This is a genomic window from Arthrobacter sp. UYEF20, from assembly GCF_040546335.1.
In the GTDB taxonomy this organism is placed as follows: domain Bacteria; phylum Actinomycetota; class Actinomycetes; order Actinomycetales; family Micrococcaceae; genus Arthrobacter.
On record NZ_JBEPNP010000003.1, the window covers coordinates 1 to 21282 of the forward strand.

The 21282-nt window shown below is 65.8% G+C and carries 18 protein-coding genes and 2 pseudogenes; 11 read left to right on the top strand and 9 right to left on the bottom strand.

Annotated features, from left to right (window positions below; genetic code table 11):
* Window positions 1–514: 514 nt before the first annotated feature.
* From ABIB26_RS04160 to ABIB26_RS04170, 3 genes and pseudogenes are all read right to left on the bottom strand, one after another.
* Window positions 515–2137, bottom strand: a pseudogene (locus ABIB26_RS04160) (alkaline phosphatase D family protein).
* Between the two features lie 199 nt (window positions 2138–2336).
* Complete coding sequence (locus ABIB26_RS04165; RefSeq protein ID WP_354239871.1) at window positions 2337–2804, bottom strand: hypothetical protein; 468 nt, start codon at window positions 2802–2804, stop codon at window positions 2337–2339.
* A 94-nt stretch (window positions 2805–2898) separates the two neighbouring features.
* Entirely contained in the window at window positions 2899–3093 is a 195-nt protein-coding gene (locus ABIB26_RS04170) for a hypothetical protein (protein WP_354239873.1), read from the bottom strand.
* Window positions 3094–3222: 129 nt separating this feature from the next.
* Between ABIB26_RS04170 and ABIB26_RS04175 the strand changes: the two genes are divergently transcribed.
* The 3 genes from ABIB26_RS04175 (at window position 3223) to ABIB26_RS04185 (ending at window position 5801) form a co-directional block, all read left to right on the top strand.
* Entirely contained in the window at window positions 3223–5025 is a 1803-nt protein-coding gene (locus ABIB26_RS04175) for an AfsR/SARP family transcriptional regulator (RefSeq protein WP_354239875.1), read from the top strand.
* 114 nt (window positions 5026–5139) lie between these two features.
* A complete protein-coding gene (locus ABIB26_RS04180; protein ID WP_354239877.1) occupies window positions 5140–5490 on the top strand; it encodes a DUF6176 family protein in 351 nt (116 codons plus the stop codon).
* Between the two features lie 2 nt (window positions 5491–5492).
* Entirely contained in the window at window positions 5493–5801 is a 309-nt protein-coding gene (locus tag ABIB26_RS04185) for a DUF1905 domain-containing protein (RefSeq protein ID WP_354239879.1), read from the top strand.
* A gap of 174 nt (window positions 5802–5975) precedes the next feature.
* On the opposite strand, the gene ABIB26_RS04190 is transcribed toward ABIB26_RS04185, so the two are convergent.
* Complete coding sequence (locus ABIB26_RS04190; protein ID WP_024365339.1) at window positions 5976–6179, bottom strand: cold-shock protein; 204 nt, start codon at window positions 6177–6179, stop codon at window positions 5976–5978.
* A gap of 256 nt (window positions 6180–6435) precedes the next feature.
* Between ABIB26_RS04190 and ABIB26_RS04195 the strand changes: the two genes are divergently transcribed.
* From ABIB26_RS04195 to ABIB26_RS04205, 3 genes are all read left to right on the top strand, one after another.
* Complete coding sequence (locus tag ABIB26_RS04195; protein WP_354239880.1) at window positions 6436–6873, top strand: helix-turn-helix transcriptional regulator; 438 nt, start codon at window positions 6436–6438, stop codon at window positions 6871–6873.
* Window positions 6874–6883: 10 nt separating this feature from the next.
* On the top strand, window positions 6884–7285 hold the full coding sequence (locus ABIB26_RS04200; RefSeq protein WP_354239882.1) for a VOC family protein: 402 nt from the start codon (window positions 6884–6886) through the stop codon (window positions 7283–7285).
* A gap of 393 nt (window positions 7286–7678) precedes the next feature.
* Window positions 7679–8185, top strand: a complete 507-nt coding sequence (locus ABIB26_RS04205; protein WP_354239884.1) for a type II toxin-antitoxin system VapC family toxin — start codon at window positions 7679–7681, stop codon at window positions 8183–8185.
* A 124-nt stretch (window positions 8186–8309) separates the two neighbouring features.
* On the opposite strand, the gene ABIB26_RS04210 is transcribed toward ABIB26_RS04205, so the two are convergent.
* From ABIB26_RS04210 to ABIB26_RS04220, 3 genes are read right to left on the bottom strand one after another with little or no spacing between them, the layout of a single operon-like run.
* Window positions 8310–8648 carry a YciI family protein gene (locus ABIB26_RS04210; RefSeq protein ID WP_354239886.1) on the bottom strand — a complete coding sequence of 113 codons (339 nt, stop codon included), beginning with the start codon at window positions 8646–8648 and terminating at the stop codon, window positions 8310–8312.
* A 50-nt stretch (window positions 8649–8698) separates the two neighbouring features.
* Entirely contained in the window at window positions 8699–9679 is a 981-nt protein-coding gene (locus tag ABIB26_RS04215; protein WP_354239888.1) for a TIGR03086 family metal-binding protein, read from the bottom strand.
* Entirely contained in the window at window positions 9666–10034 is a 369-nt protein-coding gene (locus ABIB26_RS04220; RefSeq protein WP_354239890.1) for an ArsR/SmtB family transcription factor, read from the bottom strand. The genes ABIB26_RS04215 and ABIB26_RS04220 overlap by 14 nt, the downstream gene beginning before the upstream one ends.
* Before the next feature lie 425 nt (window positions 10035–10459).
* Between ABIB26_RS04220 and ABIB26_RS04225 the strand changes: the two genes are divergently transcribed.
* The 5 genes and pseudogenes from ABIB26_RS04225 to ABIB26_RS04245 all read left to right on the top strand — a co-directional run bounded on the left by ABIB26_RS04225 (window position 10460) and on the right by ABIB26_RS04245 (window position 18920).
* Entirely contained in the window at window positions 10460–11902 is a 1443-nt protein-coding gene (locus tag ABIB26_RS04225) for a DUF3375 domain-containing protein (RefSeq protein ID WP_354239892.1), read from the top strand.
* On the top strand, window positions 11899–12543 hold the full coding sequence (locus ABIB26_RS04230) for a DUF4194 domain-containing protein (RefSeq protein WP_354239894.1): 645 nt from the start codon (window positions 11899–11901) through the stop codon (window positions 12541–12543). Before ABIB26_RS04225 ends, ABIB26_RS04230 begins: the two co-directional genes overlap by 4 nt.
* Window positions 12540–15935 (top strand): ATP-binding protein, encoded by a 3396-nt coding sequence (locus tag ABIB26_RS04235; RefSeq protein ID WP_354239896.1) that lies wholly within the window; start codon window positions 12540–12542, stop codon window positions 15933–15935. The genes ABIB26_RS04230 and ABIB26_RS04235 overlap by 4 nt, the downstream gene beginning before the upstream one ends.
* Window positions 15925–17217 (top strand): Wadjet anti-phage system protein JetD domain-containing protein, encoded by a 1293-nt coding sequence (locus tag ABIB26_RS04240; RefSeq protein ID WP_354239898.1) that lies wholly within the window; start codon window positions 15925–15927, stop codon window positions 17215–17217. The genes ABIB26_RS04235 and ABIB26_RS04240 overlap by 11 nt, the downstream gene beginning before the upstream one ends.
* 121 nt (window positions 17218–17338) lie before the next feature.
* Window positions 17339–18920 (top strand): annotated as a pseudogene (locus tag ABIB26_RS04245) (alkaline phosphatase D family protein).
* Between the two features lie 573 nt (window positions 18921–19493).
* Here ABIB26_RS04245 and ABIB26_RS04250 read toward each other — a convergent pair.
* The gene (locus ABIB26_RS04250; RefSeq protein ID WP_354239900.1) at window positions 19494–20123 is read right to left on the bottom strand and encodes a cysteine hydrolase family protein; all 630 of its coding nucleotides are present in this window, start codon (window positions 20121–20123) and stop codon (window positions 19494–19496) included.
* A 53-nt stretch (window positions 20124–20176) separates the two neighbouring features.
* Window positions 20177–21271: an LLM class flavin-dependent oxidoreductase gene (locus ABIB26_RS04255; RefSeq protein WP_354239902.1), complete on the bottom strand. Its 1095-nt coding sequence runs from the start codon at window positions 21269–21271 to the stop codon at window positions 20177–20179.
* Between the last annotated feature and the right edge of the window lie 11 nt (window positions 21272–21282).

Consider the following 21282-nt stretch of genomic DNA (forward strand, 5'->3'; position numbering starts at 1 on the left):
CGGGGTGGCACGATCCGGCACATTCAACCAATCCATATAAATAAATTGGTATCAACAAACTTGGCACACTATTGAGTTCTCAAACAACAGACACATTCGAATACTTGCCGAAACAATCCATTTTCAATGAATTCCGTGTTTCGCTTTTCTTCGCTGCGATATCTAAAGCTTATTTCATTCATTTCCACTTTGCAAATCCGGGATATTCTCTCGAAATTTACCAGTGGAACGAATCCGCCCAGCAAAATGTGAAGCAATTCCTGATATCTGCGCCAATGCGTAGAAAAAATTGCTTCTCTATTTCGTGGGGGTTGGTCGCCACTCAGCGGCGGCGACTCGAATGACTTTACACGCCCCCTGGACCCCGCGCAAATCCACCCCGAAGGCGGTCCTGCGGCCCGGAGAACCCAATAACGGCGGGGAATCCGACCCCATTCGGATCCCGCACTTTGGACTTTCCGGCAAAGCCGGATTCTATGAGCTGGGTCACCGACGCCGGGTCACTGCCGCGGGGTCAGCGCTCCGGGAGTAGCTCCTTGCTCCAGAGCACCGTGCCGTTGGCGTTACGCAGGCTGACCGTGAAGACGTCGTCATCGCCGAGGTCCACGTGGCCGAAGTACTGGCTCTCGCCGCTGCGCGGGGACTCGTTGGCGTAGCTGCCGGCCTTGAAGAACTCCCGCTCCGGTCCGAAGGTGCCATCCAGGGTGCCGGGTCCGAAGCTGCCAGCGTTGATGGGTCCGGCCACGAACTCCCAGAAAGGGGTCAAAATCGTGGAACGCCGCGCGCTCGGGAGAGTAGTGGTGGGCCGCGCAGTAGTGGACGTCGGCAGTCAGCCAGACCACGTTCTTCACCCGGTGCCGTTTGATGCGGAAAGCACCCCGGCGATCTCGAGCTCCTTGCCCAAGGGGGCGCCGTCGTCGCGGTTCGAGAGGGATTCCTGGTTCACGGGCCCGTCCGGCACAATCAGTCCGAGCGGGAGGTCGGCGGCGATCACCTTCCAGGTGGCTGTGGACCGGCTGACTTCCTTGATCAGCCAGTCCGCCTGCTCCTGACCGAGGATGTGAGTCAGCCGGGTTTCCTTGCCGTCTGTGTTGGCGTCCTTGAACGTGCGCATATCCAGGCAGAAAATGTCCAGCTGGGGGCCGCGGGAGATCTTGCGATAGATCCGGGCTGCTTCAAAACCGGCGCTCCCGTCGCTGAACCGGCCGCCCGGCTCCGCGATGGGCTGGTACTCCTGCCACGCCTGGCGGCCCCGGGCCGCGAGCACGTCCACGCGGCGCTCGGTGTAGCGGTCATCGCTGAGGAGCTGCCCCGGGTACCAGTTGTTGTGGGTCTCGTGGTCGTCCCACTGGGCAATCACCGGGACCTCCGCGTACAGGGCGCGGACGTTCCGGTCCATCAGGTTGTAGCGGTGCCTGCCGCGGAACTCGTTGAGCGTCTCGGCCACCTTGGACACCTCCTCCGTGACGAGGTTGCGCCAGATTTTGCCGTTGGGTTCCGTGACCTGCGCGGTGATGGGCCCGTCGGCGTAAATGGTGTCGCCGGAGTGGATAAAGAAGTCCGGGCGGGTCGAGTGCATGGCCGCGTAGCCCCGCATCCCGCCGATCTGCTCGTTGATGCCCCAGCCCTGGCCGGCAGTGTCACCGCTCCAGACGAAGCTCTGCCGGCGCGGTGGGTTGCCCATGCTGACGCCGCCGCGGCCGGGAGCGGTGCGGAAGGAACCTTCCGCAGTTTCGCCGGCGTTGCCTTCGGCATCCTCGAAATGCATCGTGAGGGCAAAGCGAGTGCCGGCGGGGAGATGCCGTGCGTTGATCTTGGCGGTGAAGTCCGTCGCCTCGCTGGCGGCGCTCCCCCGCAGCACCCGCTGGAAGGCGCGGCCGCCGCGGAGCGGGGATCCGTCGTCGGCGACGGCCAGCAGGCTCGCCACCAGCCGTCCGGGCCCCGACGCGCGGGACCACAGCACGCCGGAATCGGCGGTGACATCACCTGTGGCGATCCCGGACGGAAGAAGCAGACGGTTCCGGACCAGGGCGACGCCGGCCGGCCTGGCCGCCTGCGCCGTTCCGGGAACGACGGCGGCGGCACCGGCAGCGGCCAGGGCACCTTTGAGGATGGTTCGGCGGGTGAAAGCAGTCATGGGTTCATCCTTGACCGCCCGCATGAACCTGCGGCGACGGCGGCGTGAACAGCTCAGTGACCTTGCCGGAACCCGGCGGGGTCGAAACCCGGTTGAATCAAAACCCGGCTGAATCGAAACCCTTCGGGGTCGAAGCGCATGCGGGTTAACGTCGAAGCTCACCCGGGTTAAAGGTTCCTCGCGTCAGCGGAGTCCGGCATCAGCGCGAAGCCACTTCGTCCACGAACGCCACCTGGGCCACATACTGCTGGTAGAGCTTCAGCGCGTCGTCTACGGCGATGTGGCCAAAACTCAACGTGTCCTGCAGCCCTTCCAGCTGCGCATTCACTGTCTCTGCTGCGCTGACCCTGTCCGACAACGAGTGTGAATTGGCGAAATTCGTGGCCAGCGCGGCGGCGACGGACAGCAGGACGGCCAGGAGGCACAGGACACGCCACACTACCGAATCGTCGCCCAGCGAGAAGATCCCCTGCAGTGCCTCGGTGAAGCCCGTGCCTCCGAAGGCCGGACCGGCGGTCAGCATGGCGGCGAGGGCACTGCCCACGACGCTGATGTTGGAGAGCTTGTTCCGCCGTGGCCGTTCCCGCCCCAGGTAGGAGCGGACGGCCTGTTGCTTCTGCTCGATGCGGGTGGACAGCAATTGACGTGTATCCGGTGCTTCATCCATGACCTGCTACCAGCCTCCCTCGCCGATGGCGCCTGCGACCAGAATCCCACCGCCCCTCTTCGGTGTCCAGACTCGACGACGGCTGCTGGCGGGCCTATCGCAGCCACAGCGCCATGGGGATCCTATTCGGGGCCGCCGTGTAGGGTTCGCTCGGCAGATCACCGGCCGTCCACGGTGCATTCGAGCGCACCTCGGGGGTGTGGCCGTGGCCGTCCTTGAGCACTGCACGGAACGTGGCACCGCCGGAGACAAGCACGATTCCGGCGAGCAGGACAATGAGGAGTGCCATTTTTAGATTCACCTCAGGTTGTTGTGCGGATTGGATGGATCCAGTCTGTTCAGCAGCCGTGTGAGCAAGCGTGTGAATCTTCCGCTGCCTGCACTGCGACGCCGATTCCCCCGGCGTAGCATGAGTCTTATGGCCGAGACGTGGATCCGGCTCCTCGGTCCGCCCGCGATCGAGTCCCCTGACGCCACTCACCCGCAGCCCAGAGGCCGCAAGGCCTGGGCCGTGCTGGCCTACCTCGCCCTGCAACCGGATGGCACCAGCCGCTCCCGCACCGCCACGCTGCTGTTTCCGGATGCCGCGGATCCACTGGGCGCCCTGCGCTGGAACCTATCCGAGCTGCGCCGGTCCCTTGGCGGCGTGTCCATAGCCGGGGACCCCTTGCGGCTGGCGTTGCTGCCGCCCTGGCGCTGCGATGCCCTGGAGCTCGTCGACTCCGCCACCAGCCCGGACATCGACCCGCTCAGGCTCGACGGCCAGTTGCTGGAGGGCCTCTCCTTCGCGGACAGCCCCGTCTTTGACTCCTGGCTGGCGGACCAGCGCTACCGGCTGGAAAATTGTGTCCAGTCGCTGCTCTATGAAGCGTCGCTGGCTGCCCTGGCCTCGGGCACTCCGGCCGAGGCCGTCGAGCTGAGCTCGCAGGCACTGCGCCGGGATCCCTTCAACGCGGACTGCGCCGCCGTCCTGGTGAAGGCCCTGGTGGCGCAGGGCGAGCACCGGCGGGCGCGCGAGCAGGTCAGCACATTCGAGAACCTGTACCACCGGGAGCTTGGCCTGCCGCTCCCCGCGGAAATCCGGCGGGCCCTCGCGGATGCCGGTCCTGCCGCGGCCCCCGGGATCCCCGCGAACCCAGCGACCGTACGATCCTATCTCGACGCCGGGAGCGCCTCACTCTCGGCAGGCGCCGTCGACCGGGCGCTCGATCAGTTGCGGCTCGCCGTCGAACTGGCCCAGCGCACCGCCGACCGGCACCTGCTCGCCGAGTCGCTCGTGACGCGGGCCGGGGCGCTGATCCATCAGGCGGGCGGCCGCGGTGCCGAGGTGGCCGACTTCCTGCACCGCGCGCTGTCAGCGGAAGCGCCCGACGGCGTCTCCCGCACTGCCGCTGCGGCCTTCCGCGAGCTGGGCTACCTGTCCGTCCAGCGTGGCGTGCCCGACCGCGCGGCCGGCTGGCTGGACCGGGCGATGGTTGCGGCCGAGGGCATCCCGGACGAGCAGGCCAGAATCCTGGCGATCCAGGGCATGCTGGCGTCGGACACCGCGCATTATGAGGACGCGGTGACGGCTTTCACCGAATCCGGAAGGCTCGCCATGGCGGTCCGGAACCGCCGGCAGCAGGCGTTCAGCGAGGCGTTGCTGGGGCGAGTCCACCTGCTCCGGGGCGAGCTGGGACCGGCGGCCGTCTCCCTGGACCGGGCGCAGGACTGGGTGGCGGACGAATACTGGACCGCGTTCGAACCGTTTGTCGCCGGCGTCCGCGGCGAAACCTACCTTGCCGCCGGCCGGCTGGAGGAGGCCGCGGCCCTGATTGACCGGTCCTGGGTGATGGCCGAGCTCGCCGGCGACCACTGCTATATGGCACTGGCGGCCGGCGCCGAAGCCCGGCTGTTCCTGGCCCACGGCGACCTCGCGGCCGCCGAACACTGGATTGACAGAGGCCTGGAACCCACGCCGTGGTATCTCTGGTACTCGGCCCGGCTGCTGGACACCGCGGCGGAAGTCGCCCTCGCCACGGGCTCGCCCCGTGCTTCCGGATTCGTGGAACGCCTGGCTGCGCTGGCCAGCCGCAGCGGCATGCGCGAGTTCGTGGTCCGGGCGCAGTCCCATCGGGCGGTGCTCGGGGACGAGGCCGCCGCCCAGGCCGTGCCGTGGCTGGCCAGGGAGATCGACAACCCGGCGTTGACGGCGTTCCTGGCGCAGCGCCACGGTGGTTGAGCAGGTCAGGAGGCGATTCCGGAACCCCTGTCCCGGCGTCGTGCACGGGACTACCATGCTCCTGTACCGATGGGATTAGCACCGTGCTGTCCGTTGCGTGAAAGGAACTCTGTCATGGAATGCATCACGTGGTTCGCGCCGATCCTGCCCGGGAAACTGGACGAATGGAAGGCGATGGTCGAGGAGATCAAGGGCCCGCGCTGGGAGGAACAGGTACGGTCGTGGAAGCGCATGGGCGTGGCCCGGGAGGTGGCCAGTCTGATGCAGACGCCGGAAGGGGATTTCGTCTGCCTGTTCCATGAGGCCGAAGATCTCGCGAAAGCGTACCAGACGCTCGCGACGTCGGAGGACCCTTTCGATGTCTGGTTCCGGGAGCAGCTGGTGAGCCTGCACGGGCTGACGGCAGAAATGCTGCAGGGCCCTCCCCCGGCCGAGGTCTTTTTCGACTACAGCGACGCCGGCTGAATGTGACGCCGTCGTACTCCTTCCGCGGGGAGCTGTGGCAGTATCCCGGGGAATCGGCGTGGCATTTCATCACGCTGCCCCAGGACCTGGCCGAGGAGCTCCGGGACGACGCCGCTCCGTTCCGCAAGGCATTCGGTTCGGTCAAGGTGACGGCCTCCATCGCCGCGCAGCGTTGGTCCACGTCGCTTTTCCCCGACAGCAAGAGCAACTCGTACGTCCTTCCCGTCAAGAAGGACATCAGGGCCGCGGCGGGCATCAGCGCCGGGGACGAGGTCGACGTCGAACTCGAGCTGCTGCCCGCCCCCAAGTAGCTCGCAGTTGTTGTCGTTTTCGGGGCTCAAAACGGCAACAATTGCGAGCTACTTGGGACCCCTTGGGACCCCGAAACGGTACTCCCGGGTTAACAAAAGCAGGGCCCGTCAATGACGGGCCCTGCTCGAAACCTTGCGGCCCCGGACTCAGAAGAGTTAGTTAGAAACTAAGTCTTAGAGAGCCTGGATGTTTACGGCCTGCGGGCCCTTGGGGCCCTGCTCGGTCTCGAAGGAGACCTTCTGGTTCTCTTCGAGGGAGCGGAAGCCGGAAGAGGCGATCGCGGAGTAGTGTGCGAAGACGTCCTGTGAGGAGTCATCGGGGGAAATGAAGCCGAAGCCCTTTTCAGCGTTAAACCATTTGACGGTACCAGTAGCCATTATTTTTTGTCCTTCGTGAAGGTGGAGGAAAAGTCCCGACTTTCGGGTCCTCCGGTGTGGGGTGTTCAACCGCTACTTCAGAAGAACATGGTCTTTCAACCATGCGTACTGCCTGAACTACGAAACTGCATAAACACAACAACAGGATCAACTCTACAGGAGATTTGCGGGACGAGTTACCACGGCGTTACCACCGCGGTTGGCACGGCGCAGGCACGGGTGGCGTTCGCGGGACGTCAACAAATAAAATGGCGGCATGACACCACAGGAGTTGGCCAACCTGGCGCACCTGCGCCGGGCCCGAGACCTGATCGACCGCGAATACGCCCGGCCAATGGATGTGCCCACCATGGCCGCCGGCGCCCTGATGTCCCCGGCGCACTTCTCCCGCCAGTTCAAGGCGGCCTACGGCGAGGCGCCGTACAACTACCTCATGACGCGGCGGATCGAACGCGCCATGGCGCTGCTGCGGGCCGGTGCCAGCGTGACGGATGCCTGCATGGAGGTCGGCTGTACCTCGCTGGGCTCGTTCAGCTCCAGGTTCACCGAGATTGTCGGCATGACGCCCAGCGCCTACCGGGCCCGGGAGCACCACGCGGTGAAGGCCATGCCGTCGTGCATTGCCCGGCAGCGCACGCGGCCCGCGCGCAAGCCGAGCAGGATTGAAGAAGCGTTCCCGAAACCACTGCCATAGCGTGGGAGACATGAACATTTCATTGAAGTACGCACACGTCACCGTCAACGATCTCGACGAGTCCCTCGCGTTCTACCGCGACGCCCTTGGCTTCGAGGTCAGGAACGACGTCGGCTCGGACGGACAGCGCTGGGTCACCCTTGGCAGCGCGGCCCAGCCCGACCTTGAGATCGTCCTGTCCCCTCCGCACGCCGGCCGCTCCCAGGCCGACGGGGATGCCATCCAGGAGCTGCTCACCAAGGGTGTCATGCCCATGCTCGTGTTCAACACGGACGATCTTGACGCCGCGTTCGAGACGCTCCGCGCGTCCGGCGCCGAGGTCCTCCAGGAACCGATCGACCAGCCCTGGGGCCCGCGCGACTGCGCCCTCCGCGACCCCTCCGGCAACATGATCCGCATCAACCAGGCGTGACACGGGAACGACGCCGGGGATGTCGCCGCGGGTGCCCCAAGGGGCCCACGGAGACATCCCCGGCGCGTCCTGCCCGGCCCTCCGGCCCCGGCACCCGGTTGCTACGATTGCTACGGAGGCAGCCATGACAACCATTCCGCGCCGCGAACTGCGCAACCAGAGCAGCAGGATCCGGGCGCGTGAAAAACGGCGAAACCATTGATGTCACGAACAACGGCGAAATAGCCGCCCCCTCATCCCGCCGTCCTTCTCCCCCTTCGAGCGGCTGCTGCTGGCAGGACTGGTCCGCCCGGCCGCCAGCGCCGTTGACTTTCAATCGCTGCCGCGGGTCGCGACGTCCACCGGCACAGCAGAAGTCCTCGCCGAGCTTCGCGGGGACCGTTGATCATCTATGTGGACACCTCGGCTGTCCTCAAACTGGTGGTGGAGGGGAGGGAATCATCCGCCGCCGCCACGTACCCCTCAACGGCGGCTGCCCACGGTGACAAGCTGGTCGCTTCCATGCTGCTGTACACGGAACTTCACTGCGCAGCGCACCGCCGCGGCTTCCCCGGCGGGCTGGTCAATTCGGTACTGGGCAGCATCAACCTGCTGGATCTGGCGCGCTCTGATCTCATGTACGCGGCCGCCCTGCCCGGCGGGCTGCGCAGCGCGGATGCCATCCATCTGGCAGTGGCGATCCGGCTGCAGGCCGACGTCCTGGTCGCTTACGACGCCGGCCTGCTGGCCGCCGCCGTGGACGCCGGCCTCAACGTCCTGTCCCTGGCCGCGGCGTTCCCTCCGCCGGTAGCCGGGACTGACTGTGCGGTAACCCGAAGGAATCTTTGCCTGACGCCGGATCGTTTCCGCGAGGCTGTGGAAGCGGGTACCGAGCGCGCCACCCCACGCCAGCCGGGCTGACGGTTTGAACTCTTTGATTTTCAGGGTGAACGTGCGGCTCGGGTCCGGATTCTGTGAAGTTGCGGTGTCCGCCGCTGCCGTGGGGCAGCGACGGACACAGCTGCGGAATCGGGTTGAAGCGCTGCTACATTCCGGGGATTTGCTGGGCCTCGTGGACCTCGATTTCGCAGCCTCCCGGCATGTTCAGGTGCGGGTGCTGCTTTGCGAGTTCAACGGCTGCCTCGATATTCTCGGCCTCGATGATGCTGTATCCCGCGACCTCACGCTGGCTCGGTGCCGTGGCTCCGCCGGTGGAAACGCGGACTCCGTTGGCCAAGGGGGTCCCGAAGTCGATCAGACCGTCGCCGACTTTGCCGCCCCATGCGTTCCACTGCTCCATGACGGCGGCCATGTCTTCCGGTGCCGGCGGCGCGGCCTCGGCGGGGGTCATCGGGGCGTGGTAAATGAAGACGTACTTGGACATGTCGTTCCTGCTTTCGTGGTTGTTGTGACGGGGTTCGTGCGTGAAAAGCTTCAGGCGGCGATCGTGCGGCCGGTGAACGCGATCAGGCGCTCGAGGCTTCCGGCGGTCTCGGCAACCGGGGACGCGGGCGCGAAGCTGCCGCTGGCGCGCACCTGATCGGAGATGGTCTCCATGGCAAGGGCCTCGACGTGGTCGGTGACGACGTTGGATACGACGAGTTCCTGGCCGGTGGCCTTCGCGAAGTCCCAGGCGTGAACGAGCAGCTCCAGGTTGACGATGCCAGCCACCACCGTGGCGGGAAGTTCTGCGAAACCCATGTTGATGGTGCCTTCGATACCGCGGCGCGTAAAGGCTTCCAGTGTCGGCTGGGCGAGCCCGGCGATGCGCACCTCAGGTGCTGCTTCGGCGTGGTCTGTCAGGTCCGCGCCGAGTGCGGCGCCGATGTGCTTCAGCGAACCGGCCAGATGCTCGAGCAGCTCATGGGCGTTGAATGCTTCGCAGGGAGTGGCCTTCTCCCGATCTTCCGGAGTGAGCTTCCGCAGCACGCCCAGGAGCACGGCGAGCGATGCATCGGCGGCGCTGAAGTGATCGATCGGATCCGGGGCCGCGGACCACTCGTCCGGGCCGGCACCGGAGGCCGAAGTGGTTTCCGCGATCAGGCGGTCGAGGTAATGGTTCCAGCCCTCTGCATGCGCCGCGGCCTGGTCGGCAGTGAGTCCCTCGTGCACCAGACGGAGCGAGGTGCCCCCGGCATCGGGCTCCAGCGTTATGGTCACGGTGGACGCGCCCGGTGCTAGGTCCATTCCGGATTCCCAGCCCCAGGTGAAGACAATGCGTTTACCCGGTTCGATCACCTGAAAGGTGCCGGCCGCGTGGTGGCCGGGGGTGACGGTCCAGCGGTACTCGCCGCCGATCCGAAGGTCAACCCGGGCAGCTACCGTCTGCCAGCGGCGCAGACGCTCCGGCTCGGTGATGAGGGCAAACGCCTCGTCGGCGCCGACCGGCAGGTGGATCGTTTTATCGAAGCTCATTTGAAGATCCTTTGACTTGAAGCGAAGTATCCGACTGGGTCGTGTGATGTTGCGGAGGTCCGTGACGCTGTCGGGCCAGTGCGGCGGCATCGGATGCCAGCAGATCCAGTTCGTCAGTCCAGAACTGTTCGACAAGATCACGAAGCCGGCCCATGCCCTCGGGGTCGAGCCTGTAGTACCTGTTCCGCCCCACTTTTCGGGCAGCCACCAGACCGGCCTGCTCCAGCAACAGCAGGTGCTGGGAGACAGCAGAGCGGCTCACCGTGAAGTGAGCGGCCAGCTCCCCGACCGCCTGTTCCTGGCGTGCCAGAAGATGCAGCAGCCGCCGCCGGTTCGGCTCCGCGGCAATCTCCAAGGCATCCAACACACGCAATACGTTAGTGGACGCTAACGCATTGCGCAAGGGCCCGCACCCCGAAGGTGAACCATTCTTCGTCGATCCCGGAATCACGGGGACCGCGCAATATGCCCCGGTATAGCGTGAAGTCCACAGGCCTAGGCTCTTGCACCGGCATGAGTTCCCTGGCCCGGCATCCGGATGTCCGCGAGGGCATTCTTGGATTGGAGTCGGGCGGATACCGACTGGTGACCCTGAGCAACGGATCCTCAACCAAGGCCATACCCGCCTCCACTGGGTAGCCACGACCCTACGACGGCCAAGTAACCGCCCGGCAATAACATAGGGACAGCGACTTCTCCTCCACAGAAAATGTCGGCGGTTGCAGGTAGCTTAGGTAGAGGGAAACCGGCCAGACCGGATCCACCGCAACCAAGGACACCATGGACTACTACGCAATCAATTCGCTGCGTGAAAACCACGCGGGATGGTCATTGCTCCGCGCCCAGAACGCTCCGCTGGCGGTGTCGTTTTTCATGGCCGCGTTCACCGGGCCGAATCAGCGGAACATCGGCCGCCAGCAGCTCATTGACACCCTGGATGATGTGCTGTTCGGCTTGCGGGATGCCTACGGCGAGGACAAGTTCCCGCGCCCGGCCGCGGAGTACCTGGACGACTGGGCCGCACCGGAACGAGCCTGGCTACGCAAGTACTACATAACCGGACAGGACGAGCCCCGCTACGATCTCACCGCCGCCTCCGAGGACGTGGTCCGCTGGGTGGAGAGCCTGCGTGGCAGGGATTTCGTCGCCACCCAGTCACGGCTGACCAGCATTTTCGCCGTCCTCAAGGCCCTCGTCCAGCAGTCCGAGACGGACCCGGAGGTGCGCCTTGCCGAGCTCCAGCGGCAGCGGGACGGGATCGACGCCGAGATGCAGCGAATCCGCGACGGAAACGTCCGGGTCATGAGCGCTCCGGAAGCACTGGACCATTTCCAGCAGCTGACTGCGCTGGCCAAGGACCTGCTCTCTGACTTCCGCGAAGTCGAACAAAACTTCCGCCGGCTGGACCGGCAGGTCCGCGAACAGATCGCCACCTGGGACGGGTCCCAGGGCGAGCTGCTCGCCTCGATCTTCGCCAACCAGCAGGACATCAGCAGCTCGCTCCAGGGCCGGACGTTCCAGGGGTTCTGGGACTACCTCATGTCCCCGCAGCTGCGCACCGAGCTGCGGGACCTGCTGCAGCGCGCCACCCAAATCGAGGCGCTGTCCCGGCTGGACAACCTGCACACCGTGACCAACCTCCACCAGGACTGGCTGCCCGCCGTCGAACAGACGCAGGCGACGGTCCGCCAGCTGTCCCAACAGATGCGCCGTCTCCTCGACGACAAGGTGTTCCTGGAAAACAAACGCATCATGCAGCTGATCCGACGCATCGAGTCCGGCGCGCTGGGCACCCGGGAGGCGCCGCCGTCGGGCGTCTTCATGGACGTCGCCGCGCCGTCCGTGGACGTGGCGCTGCCCTTCGAACGTCCCCTGTATGAGCCCAGCCGGAAGGTGATGGTGGACGACGACGTCGTTGCCGCCGATGACACGGACGTGGACGCCGGCGCCCTGTTCAGTCAGTTCCACGTGGATACGGAGCGGCTCAAATCCAACATCGACGCCGTCCTGGCGCACGCGGAGCAGGCCACCCTCGCGGACATTACGGATGCGTATCCGCTGTCGCAGGGCCTGGCCGAGATCGTTGCCTATTACCAGCTCGCCACCGAGACCGAGTGGGCCGACATCAACCCCGAGGCCACGCAGCAATTGTCCTGGTCACTGCCGGACGGAAGCATCCGCGAGGCCACCATCGACCAGATCATTTTTGGAAGGCCAGCATGAACCCCGCCGAAGCATTGGAGACCATGACACCGGAAACCAGGACGCCGGAGGAACTTCCCGGCGTCGTCACCCGGCTGTTCAAGGGCGTGGTCTACGCCGAGGCGGACGAGAAAATCTGGCAGTCGCTGATCGGCCTGGCCTCGCATGTCCGCGACTATGTTGCCGTGCTGGGGCTGGACCTGATCCTCGACGAATCCGAGGGCTACGCGTTCCTGAAGTCGCGCGAGGACCCGGACGGCACCCTCCCCCGGCTGATCCCGCGGCGCCAGCTGACCTTCAACGTCAGCCTGCTGCTGGCCCTGCTGCGCGGCCGGATGCTGGAGTTTGACACCAACAGCAGCGAGCTCCGCCTCATCATGACGGAGCAGGACATCGCGGACATGGTCTCGGTTTTCCTGCCCGAGTCCAGCAACGAGGCCCGCATCCTGGACCAGCTCGGTGCCAACATCAAGAAAGTGGTGGAGCTGGGTTTCCTGCGGAAACTGCGCGGACAGGCGGGAACTTACGAGGTGGCCCGCATCCTCAAGGCGTACGTGGACGCTCAGTGGCTGGAGGAGTTCGACGCGCGGCTGGCGGACTACCGCTCCTCGCTCGCCGGCACCGGGCCAGGCACCGAGGCAACGGAGGTGGAAAGCAAATGACGACGGAACTGCAGGACGGCCTTTTCAGTCTGGATGAACAAGCGGACGACGCCGGTACTCCCCCGGGCTTCCGGCTGCAGCGTCTGGAGCTGCTCAACTGGGGCACCTTCCACCAGGGGGTCCGGACGTTCCGGCTCGACGGCGCCAACAGTCTCCTGACCGGTGACATCGGCTCGGGAAAATCCACCGTGGTGGATGCCATCACCACCCTGCTGCTTCCGGCGCACCGGATCGAGTACAACAAGGCCGCGGGCGCGCAGAAGAAGGAACGCACTCTGATGTCCTACGTCCGGGGCTTCCACAAGAGCGCCCGCAGCGCCGGGGGTGAATACTCCAAGCCGGTGGCACTGCGCGGGACCGGAACGCTCACCGTGGTGCTCGGCGTCTTCCACAACGCGGTGCTGGGCAAGTCGGTCACCCTGGCCGTCACGCTCTGGGCCATGCAGGAGGCCGGCCAGCCCAACCGCTTCTACTCGCTGGCCGAGTCGGACCAGTCCATCGCGGCGGACTTTGCGAACTTCGGCCAGGATCCGGCGAAGCTGAAAAAGAAGCTCCGCGCCGCGGGCGTGACCGTCCATGACTCGTTCGACCCCTACGCCGCGGCGTTCAAGCGGCAGTTCGGCATCGGCGGGAACCAGGCCATGGAGCTGTTCCACCGCACCGTGTCCATGAAGCAGGTGGAGAACATCACCCACTTCGTGCGCACCAACATGCTCGAGGAAGACGATGTGGCGGCACGGATCGGCAACCTCATCCACCACTTCGACGACCTCAAAAAAGCCCACGACGCCGTGCTGCGGGCCAAGGACCAGATCGCCCTGCTGACGCCCATCAAGGAGGGCTCCGCCCAGCACGCCCGGCTGGCCGGTGAGGATGAGCTGGCCCGGACGCAGCGGGACCAGCTGCACCCCTGGTTCACGGACCAGCGGCTGAAGCTGAGCCTGGCACACCAGGCGGAGCTGGCGGGCACCGGAGTCCGGCTGCGCGAGGACGGCAGCAAGCTGTCCACGGCGGTCACCCAACTGCGCCACGATCTCTCCGCCGTCAAGGAGGACATCCGCAGCAACGGCGGCGGCCGGCTGGCCGCCATCGACGCCGAGGCCACCCGCCTTGCCGAGGAATCACGCACCCAGCGGGCGCGCTTCGAGAACTACACCGAAGCGGCCGCCGGCCTGGGCCTGCAGGCCCCGGAGGACAAGGTCCTCTTCGATGCCAACCGCGCCCGGCTCACCGAGGTGGAAGCGGAGCTCGGCGAGAACTCCCGCGGGCTGCAGGAAAGCCGGACCGCTCTGACCATCGAGCGGACAACGCTCACCGAGCGCGGCGCCGAGATCGGCGCCGAACTGACCAGCCTGCAGTCCCGCCCCAACCTGCTGCCGCGGCCCCAACTGGAGCTCCGCCGTCGGCTGTGTGAGGGAACCGGAATTCCGGAGAACGCGCTGCCGTACGCCGGCGAACTGCTGCGGGTCCGCGACGGCGAGGCCGAGTGGGAGGGCGCCGCGGAACGCACGCTCCACGGTTTTGCGCTCTCGCTGCTGGTGCCCTCGGAGCATTACCAGGCGGTGAGCAGCTGGGTGGATGCCAACAATCTCCGGGGCCGGCTGGTGTATCTGAAGATCGGGGACTCGTATTCCCCCAAGGCCGCCGAACCGGGAACGCTGGCGGCCAAGATCGCCATCAAGCAGGGCACCCCGTTCCGCAGTTTCCTGCTCGACGAGCTCAGCGGCCGGTTCGACTACTTCTGCTGCGAGAATCTGGAGGACTTCCGCCGCTACCCGAAGGCACTGACCCTCAACGGCCAGCTCAAGGGCGGCCGCGGGCGGCATGAGAAGGACGACCGCCGGGACCTGGCCGACCGGCGCAACTATGTGCTCGGCTGGGACAACCAGGACAAGGTCACCCGCTTCCTCGCCGAGCAGGATGAGGTCCGCGGCCAGCTCCAGGGCAACACCGCCCGGCTCGGCAAGGTGGACCACTACCTCGGCGCGCTGGGGAGGCAGAACCAGCAGCTCGGCACGGTCCGGTCGGTGGCGGATTTCGCCGAGATCAGCTGGCAGCTCACCGCACGCCGCATCGAGGACCTCAGACAAGAGAAAACCGACCTCGAGTCCGCCAGCGATGTCCTGCAGCAGCTGGCCGCCAGGGAAACAGAGATGTCCTCCCGGCTGGGGCGCCTGGAGGACCAGGCAAACAAACTCCAGCAACGGATCGGCGCCAACGAGGAAGCGGCCAAGGAGATCGCCGCCGCGATCGAGGAATGCGCTTCCGTGTTGGCTGAGCAGCCGTTGACGGACGACGCCGGCGTGCTGGCCGCCGTCGCAAAGCTCACCGCCGAGGCGCTCGGGGACAAGCCGCTGACGTACAAGAACACCGCGGCGGTGGAAAGCACGGTGCGTGCCGGGCTGACGGACATCATCGACGCGCTGGTCAAACGGATCGCCCGCACGGCGGAAACCACGGTGCGGCTGATGGCTGACTTCCGCAACAAATACCCGAACGAGACCACCGAAATCGACGCCGCCCTCGAGGCCGCCGGGGACTACAACCGGCTCCTGGAGCAGCTGGTCAGCAACGACCTGCCCCGGTTCGAAGCCCATTTCAAGGACTCGCTCAACCAGAACACCATCCACGAGGTGGTGGCGTTCAACGCCTTCCTGGACAGCCGCCGGCAGGACATCGTGAACCGGATCGGCGAAATCAACCTCTCCTTGGCCGGGATTGAGTACAACGCCGGCCGCCACATCCAGCTGGAGCACCAGAACACCACGGACCTGGACGTACGCCAGTTCGGCATGGACCTGCGGGCCTGTTCGGAGGGCACCATCGGCGACGAGGACCAGTACTCGGAGCAGAAGTACCTGCAGGTGGCGAGGCTGATCGAGCGTTTCCGGGGCCGCGACGGCTACACCACCCTCGACGAACGCTGGACAGCCAAGGTCACGGACGTGCGGAACTGGTTCACGTTCTCCGCCTCGGAGAAGTGGACCGAGACCGGCGAGGAGTTCGAGCATTTCACCGACTCGGGCGGGAAATCCGGCGGCCAGAAGGAAAAGCTCGCCTACACCATCCTCGCCGCCGCGCTGGCCTTCCAGTTCGGCCTGGGCTCCGGGCAGAGCTCCGGCAGGAATTCCGGCAACGGCCGCAGCTTCCGGTTCGTCGTGATTGATGAGGCCTTCGGCCGCGGCTCCGATGAGTCCGCGCGCTACGGCCTGGAGCTCTTCCAGCGGATGAAGCTCCAGCTGCTGATCGTCACTCCCCTGCAGAAAATCCATGTGATCGAACCGTTTGTGGCCCATGTCGGCTTCGTGGCGAACACCAACGGCGACGACTCCCAGCTGCGCAACATGACCATCCAGGAATACCGGGACGAACGCGACCGGCGTGCCGGCTGAGGCGTCATCGGGACGGGCTCAGGGCGGGCGGGGACAGGGCTGGACCACACTGGCTGACCTGCGCGCGCAGTCACTGAAGGCGTGGGGCAGCGGCACGCAGCTGCGCGAACTGCTGGAGCCTTCCGACGCCTACCCGCGCCGTCGTCCGTTGAAGCGTCCGACGGCGGCGACGCTCCGAAGTGACTATGCCGCGGCCCGGGCGTGGGCCGCCGAGCTGTTTGCCGCCACGGGTCATTTCACCATGGAGACAGCGGAGGTGGGCCGCACCACCATCGGATCCAACCTGCTGCCCGCCGCGGCGGTGTTCGAGACGGTGGAGGACGAGATTGCCTTCGTCGGCAGGACGCGGGATGCAGCCCGGTTCCGTGGGCTCGCCGAGGAGTTGTCTGCGCTGGAGCCCGCCTTCCGAGCGTGGGCGCTGAAACGTCCGCTGCAGCTGCTGGAACTGGGCGGTGACGCGTTGACCGCCGCCCGGGTGTCTCTCTGGCTGCGGGACAATCCGGACCCTGGCATCTATGTGCGGCAGCTCAGCCTGCCCGGAGTGCACACCAAGTTCATCGAGCACCACCGGAAAGTGATCGGCGAGCTGGCAGAGGAACTGCGGGCAGGCCCGCCCCTCCTCACGGACACCGGCACGGACACCGCCGCGGATGATGTCCTTCCGGACGTGGCCGCGGAGCCGGGGTCGTTGCTGGGCCAGGCACCGGCACGGACACCGGCGGCGCGCTTCGCCGCGCGGCACGGCTTCCTGCACCCGCCCGAGCTCGTCAGGTTCCGGGCGCTGGACCCCGTGACGACGCTGCTGGGCGACGCGCGGGACCTGACCCTCACGGCCGAGGCGTTCAGCACCCTGAACCTGCCGGTCCAACGCGTGATTGTCACCGAAAACCTGGTGAACTTTCTGGCCCTCCCCGAGCATCCTGGCACGCTGGCAATCTACGGCGGCGGGTACGGATTCTCGTCTCTGCGGGACGCCGGGTGGCTCCGCAGCTGCGAGGTCGTCTACTGGGGCGACCTGGACACGCACGGCTTCCGGATCCTCGACCAGCTCCGCGCGGTACATCCGCACGTCGCCAGCGTGCTGATGGACGAAGCGACACTGCTCGCGCACCGCGACGCCTGGGGCAGCGAACCGTCCCCGTCGCGGGCCGCACTGACCAGGCTGACGGACGAGGAAGCGATCGTCTTCAAGTCGCTGGGCAATGATGACTACGGTTCAGCTGTGCGCCTCGAGCAGGAGCTGATCCGCTGGGACTGGGCGCTGGAACGGCTCCTGCCCTAACGCTGACAGCGGCCGGTCTGAACATGTACGTGGGCCCCGGCACCAACGGGGAGGACGCCGCCTACAATGGCTACACATCGGGTAACGGTACCCGTCAAAATTGGTTGAATGCGTTTGATTCATGAAAAGTATTTCTCGCAGATCCCTGATTGCCGCGGGCCTCGGTGCCGGCATCCTCGTCGCCTTGCCGGGGGCCTCCGTGACCAGCACCTCAACCGCAGAGGATGCCGGGCTCCGGACAGACCCGTTCATACTCGGCATGGCGTCAGGCGAGCCGTGGCCGGACGGCTTCGTGCTCTGGACCCGGTTGGCGCTCGACCCCCTCGCCGAAGACGGCCTCGGCGGGATGCCCTCCCGCAGTGTCCCGGTGGCCTGGCAGGTCGCCGAAGACGCCGCTATGCAGAATGTGGTGGCCACGGGCGTTGAATACGCCCACATTGCGAACGCCCACTCGGTCCATGTGGAATTGCGGGGGTTGAAGCCGGGCCGCGAGTACTTCTACCGTTTCCGCAGCGGACGTCACATCAGCCCCACCGGCCGGACGCTCACGAGCCCCGCACCGCATGAGACCCCGGCAGCGCTCGCGATGGCCTTTGCCAGCTGCGCAAAGTATGAGGATGGCTATTTCACGGCCTACTCGCGCCTGGCCCAGGACCAACCGGATCTGGTGCTGCACCTTGGTGACTATATGTACGAGCGCCGCAACGGCAACCGCCTCGTCGCCGGCAGAGACCGCCGCAATCTCGACGGACCGGAGACCGTCACGCTTGAGAGCTACCGTCAGCGCCATGCGCAGTACAAGTCCGACGCCGATCTGCAGGCTGCGCATGCGATCGCACCGTGGCTTGTGGTCTGGGACGACCACGAGGTCGACAACAACTATGCGGGCGAAATTCCTGAGAACAGGGACCCGGCCGAGATGGACGACACCGCTGAGCGCTTCCGGCTGCGCCGCGCCGCGGCGTTCCAGGCCTACTACGAGAACATGCCCCTGCGCGCATCCTCAGTTCCGGCCGGGGCGGACATGAAGATCTACCGCACCATCCAGTGGGGACAGCTGGCCAACTTCCATATGATGGACACCCGCCAGTACCGGGACGATCAGCTCGCCGGCGACGGCTGGAGGAAGAACGTGACCCGGCGGCTGGGCGAGCACCGCACCATCACCGGCGCCCAGCAGGAGAAGTGGCTCCTGGACGGCTTCAAGAATTCCACCCAGCGCTGGGATTTTCTGGGCCAGCAGGTCTTCTTCGCCGAGCGCGACCGCAACCGGGCCGTCAATATCGACGACGTGTCCATGGACGGCTGGGACGGCTACGCTGCATCGCGCCGTCGGATTACCCAGGGCTGGATGGACGCGAACGTGCGCAACGCCGTCGTGCTGACCGGGGACGTGCACCGGCACCGCGCCAACGACCTCAAGGTCGATTACAAGGATCCGGCGTCGCTCGGAACTGGTGAGCACGTCCATTACGTCCTCGGGCAACGGTTCGGGTTCCACGGTCGATCCGCCCATGGCGTGGAACCCGCATCTGAAGTTCTACAACAATCAGCGCGGCTATGTGAATACCCGGATCACCAGGGACTCCCTGCAAGCGGACTTTCGGGTGCTGGACTACGTCACGAGGCCGGGATCCCCGGTCAGCACCAAGGCATCGTTTCAGATCAACGACGGCGTCCCGGGGCTGCAGCCCCGCGCGTAGCGTCAGCACAGGAGCGGCTCCGTCGACGTCACGAACAACGGCGAAATCGCCGCCACGCTGATACCGCCGTCGGTGTCTCCGTTCGAACGCCTGCTGCTGTCCGGAAACGTTCGGCTGGCGGCCAAGGAGGCCGTCGACTTCCAATCGTTGCCGCGCGTTAATGGCAGCGCCAGGACCTTGGAGATAATCGCCGATCTGCGTGGCGACCGTTGATCGTTTACGTCGACACGTCCGCGGCTCTCAAACTGGTGGTCGAGGAGACTGAATCGGCCCACGTTGCTGAGTACCTTACAAGGAGCGCAGCAGAGGGCGACCACCTGATTGCCTCCATGCTTCTGTACACGGAACTTCACTGCGCCGGCCGGCGTCGTGGCCTTCCGGCCGACGTGATCAATGCAGTGCTGGGTGGAATCAAATGTTCGAGGCGTGCCAAGGCCACAAGGTCTGGGTCACGCCACAAGCACTCTCCGGCGAACTCAGCTACCGGATGACAACCAGGCAGATCTTCGGCAAGAACCCCACGAGCTGCACATAAGCCCCCGGCCGGCATCACCGGGGGCGTACCTGGGTTTTCTACAGGGTGCTGCGGCCTTGTGCGGCGGAGGTGATGAGGTCGTTCTTGGTCAGCGGCGCGTCCGTACGCAGTGCTGTGGTCCAGGTCTCGGTGTCGGTGACGGCGGCCCAGTTCGAGTGCAGCAGCGCCATGAGGGTCTCGTGGACTTGGCGTGCGGGCGCGGTGCCGACGTCGTTGGCGAGGTCGATTGCTCCGGTCGCGTCTGAGAGGACTTCGACGGCGAAGCCGAGGGGCTCGGCGGCCGCGGCGGAGGCGATCACGCAGTTGTTTGTCATGTACCCAACGAGGGTGATCGTGTCGATGCCTTGTTCACTCAGCCAGGCTTCGAGGCCGGTGTCTGCGAAGATGCTGGAGAACTGCTTGCTGATGCGCTTGGCTGCGGCGTTCTCGTGGGCGGCTACTTCGGGGTGGTTCTGCCAGGTCGCCGATCCTGATGCGAACACCGGGGCTTCTGCCGGGAGTTCGTGCTGGACGAGCACGACAGGTGTTCCGGTTTGCTGGGCGGTGTTGATCGCGGTCTTGATGCTGGCGATAGAGTCATCGCGGGCCGGGTATTGAATGGGGAGCAGTCCGTCGAAGTATTCCTGTTGGGCGTCGATGACGATCAGGGCTCGGTGCGGTGCGGTCATGGCGTTCTCCTTAAATGGGGTTGGTGTGAACATGTGCAATGTTGGTATGGGTGCTATTGCGCGGCGGCCGAAAGCGGTGCCTCCAGGTGGGGCAGTGCATAGTGGTCGGCGATCAAGGTGATCCCGCGCTGGTCGAGGGTTGTCGAGTGGCCGCCGACGACGAGCATCACCTCGTCGACACCGGTGCGCTCGTGCAGGGCTTCGAGACGGTCGGCGACAGCAGCGGCGGTGCCATGGAAAGTGCGGTTGGTGTAGGCGTCGAGGATCTGCCGCTCGTGCATTGTTGCTTGGTAGGCCTCGACCTCGTCCGGGGGCAGGAGCAGGTAGCCTTCGCTTTTGAACATGCGCAGCATCGCCATCGCCGACGTTGCCGCCTGCCTTTTCGCCTCAGCCCGGTCGTCGCTGATCGCCGCAGGCACGCTGACGAGGGTGTGGGGCTCGGCGAGCACAGTGGATGGCTGGAAGCTCTCACGGTAGAGACGCATTGCCATGTCGATGTCAGCGTCGCCGAACTGCAACGCGAACGCATACGGTCGGCCGAACTGCCCGGCCAGTTGCGCTGAGTATGGCGAGGAGCCCAGCACCCACACCTCCGGAGCGGTCAGGGCCGCAGGCACCCGGTTTTCCATTGCCTGCCAGGGGCCAGGCACCGCGTGGACCTGCCGGTACGGGTGTCCGGGAGGGAACTCGTCACCCAGGAACCCGAGCAACTCGAGCACCTGCTGTGGGAATCCGTCGTTGGCATCCGGGCCCCGACGCAGAGCCGCAGCAGTCGCCCCATCAGTGCCTGGGGCACGTCCTAGCCCGAGATCGATCCGGCCCGGGGCGAGAGCCTCCAGCATCCCGAACTGCTCGGCGATCAGCAACGGGGAGTGGTTAGGCAGCATTACCCCTCCGGCGCCAAGGCGGATGCGCGTCGTCTCCGCGATGAGGCGGGCAGCCATCAACGGCGGTGACGACACCGAGGTCGCCCCCATCGCATGATGCTCAGACATCCAGAACCGGTGAAAACCCCGCTGGTCCGCCGTCCGTGCCAGCGAGATCGTGCCCGCGAGCCCCTCCTCAGCAGTCATCCCGACGCCGGTGCCGCCCGCGGAGAGCACGGACAGCGTGAACGGGGCCGTGCCAGATGGTAGTACGAACTTCATACAAGCTCCTC

Bases quoted from the DNA above. Each gene is read 5' to 3' on its own strand.
- ABIB26_RS04165 (WP_354239871.1), bottom strand. From the start codon at position 2,804: ATGGATGAAGCACCGGATACACGTCAATTGCTGTCCACCCGCATCGAG.
- ABIB26_RS04170 (WP_354239873.1), bottom strand. From the start codon at position 3,093: ATGGCACTCCTCATTGTCCTGCTCGCCGGAATCGTGCTTGTCTCCGGC.
- ABIB26_RS04175 (WP_354239875.1), top strand. From the start codon at position 3,223: ATGGCCGAGACGTGGATCCGGCTCCTCGGTCCGCCCGCGATCGAGTCC.
- ABIB26_RS04180 (WP_354239877.1), top strand. From the start codon at position 5,140: ATGGAATGCATCACGTGGTTCGCGCCGATCCTGCCCGGGAAACTGGAC.
- ABIB26_RS04190 (WP_024365339.1), bottom strand. From the start codon at position 6,179: ATGGCTACTGGTACCGTCAAATGGTTTAACGCTGAAAAGGGCTTCGGC.
- ABIB26_RS04195 (WP_354239880.1), top strand. From the start codon at position 6,436: ATGACACCACAGGAGTTGGCCAACCTGGCGCACCTGCGCCGGGCCCGA.
- ABIB26_RS04200 (WP_354239882.1), top strand. From the start codon at position 6,884: ATGAACATTTCATTGAAGTACGCACACGTCACCGTCAACGATCTCGAC.
- ABIB26_RS04210 (WP_354239886.1), bottom strand. From the start codon at position 8,648: ATGTCCAAGTACGTCTTCATTTACCACGCCCCGATGACCCCCGCCGAG.
- ABIB26_RS04215 (WP_354239888.1), bottom strand. From the start codon at position 9,679: ATGAGCTTCGATAAAACGATCCACCTGCCGGTCGGCGCCGACGAGGCG.
- ABIB26_RS04225 (WP_354239892.1), top strand. From the start codon at position 10,460: ATGGACTACTACGCAATCAATTCGCTGCGTGAAAACCACGCGGGATGG.
- ABIB26_RS04230 (WP_354239894.1), top strand. From the start codon at position 11,899: ATGAACCCCGCCGAAGCATTGGAGACCATGACACCGGAAACCAGGACG.
- ABIB26_RS04235 (WP_354239896.1), top strand. From the start codon at position 12,540: ATGACGACGGAACTGCAGGACGGCCTTTTCAGTCTGGATGAACAAGCG.
- ABIB26_RS04250 (WP_354239900.1), bottom strand. From the start codon at position 20,123: ATGACCGCACCGCACCGAGCCCTGATCGTCATCGACGCCCAACAGGAA.
- ABIB26_RS04255 (WP_354239902.1), bottom strand. From the start codon at position 21,271: ATGAAGTTCGTACTACCATCTGGCACGGCCCCGTTCACGCTGTCCGTG.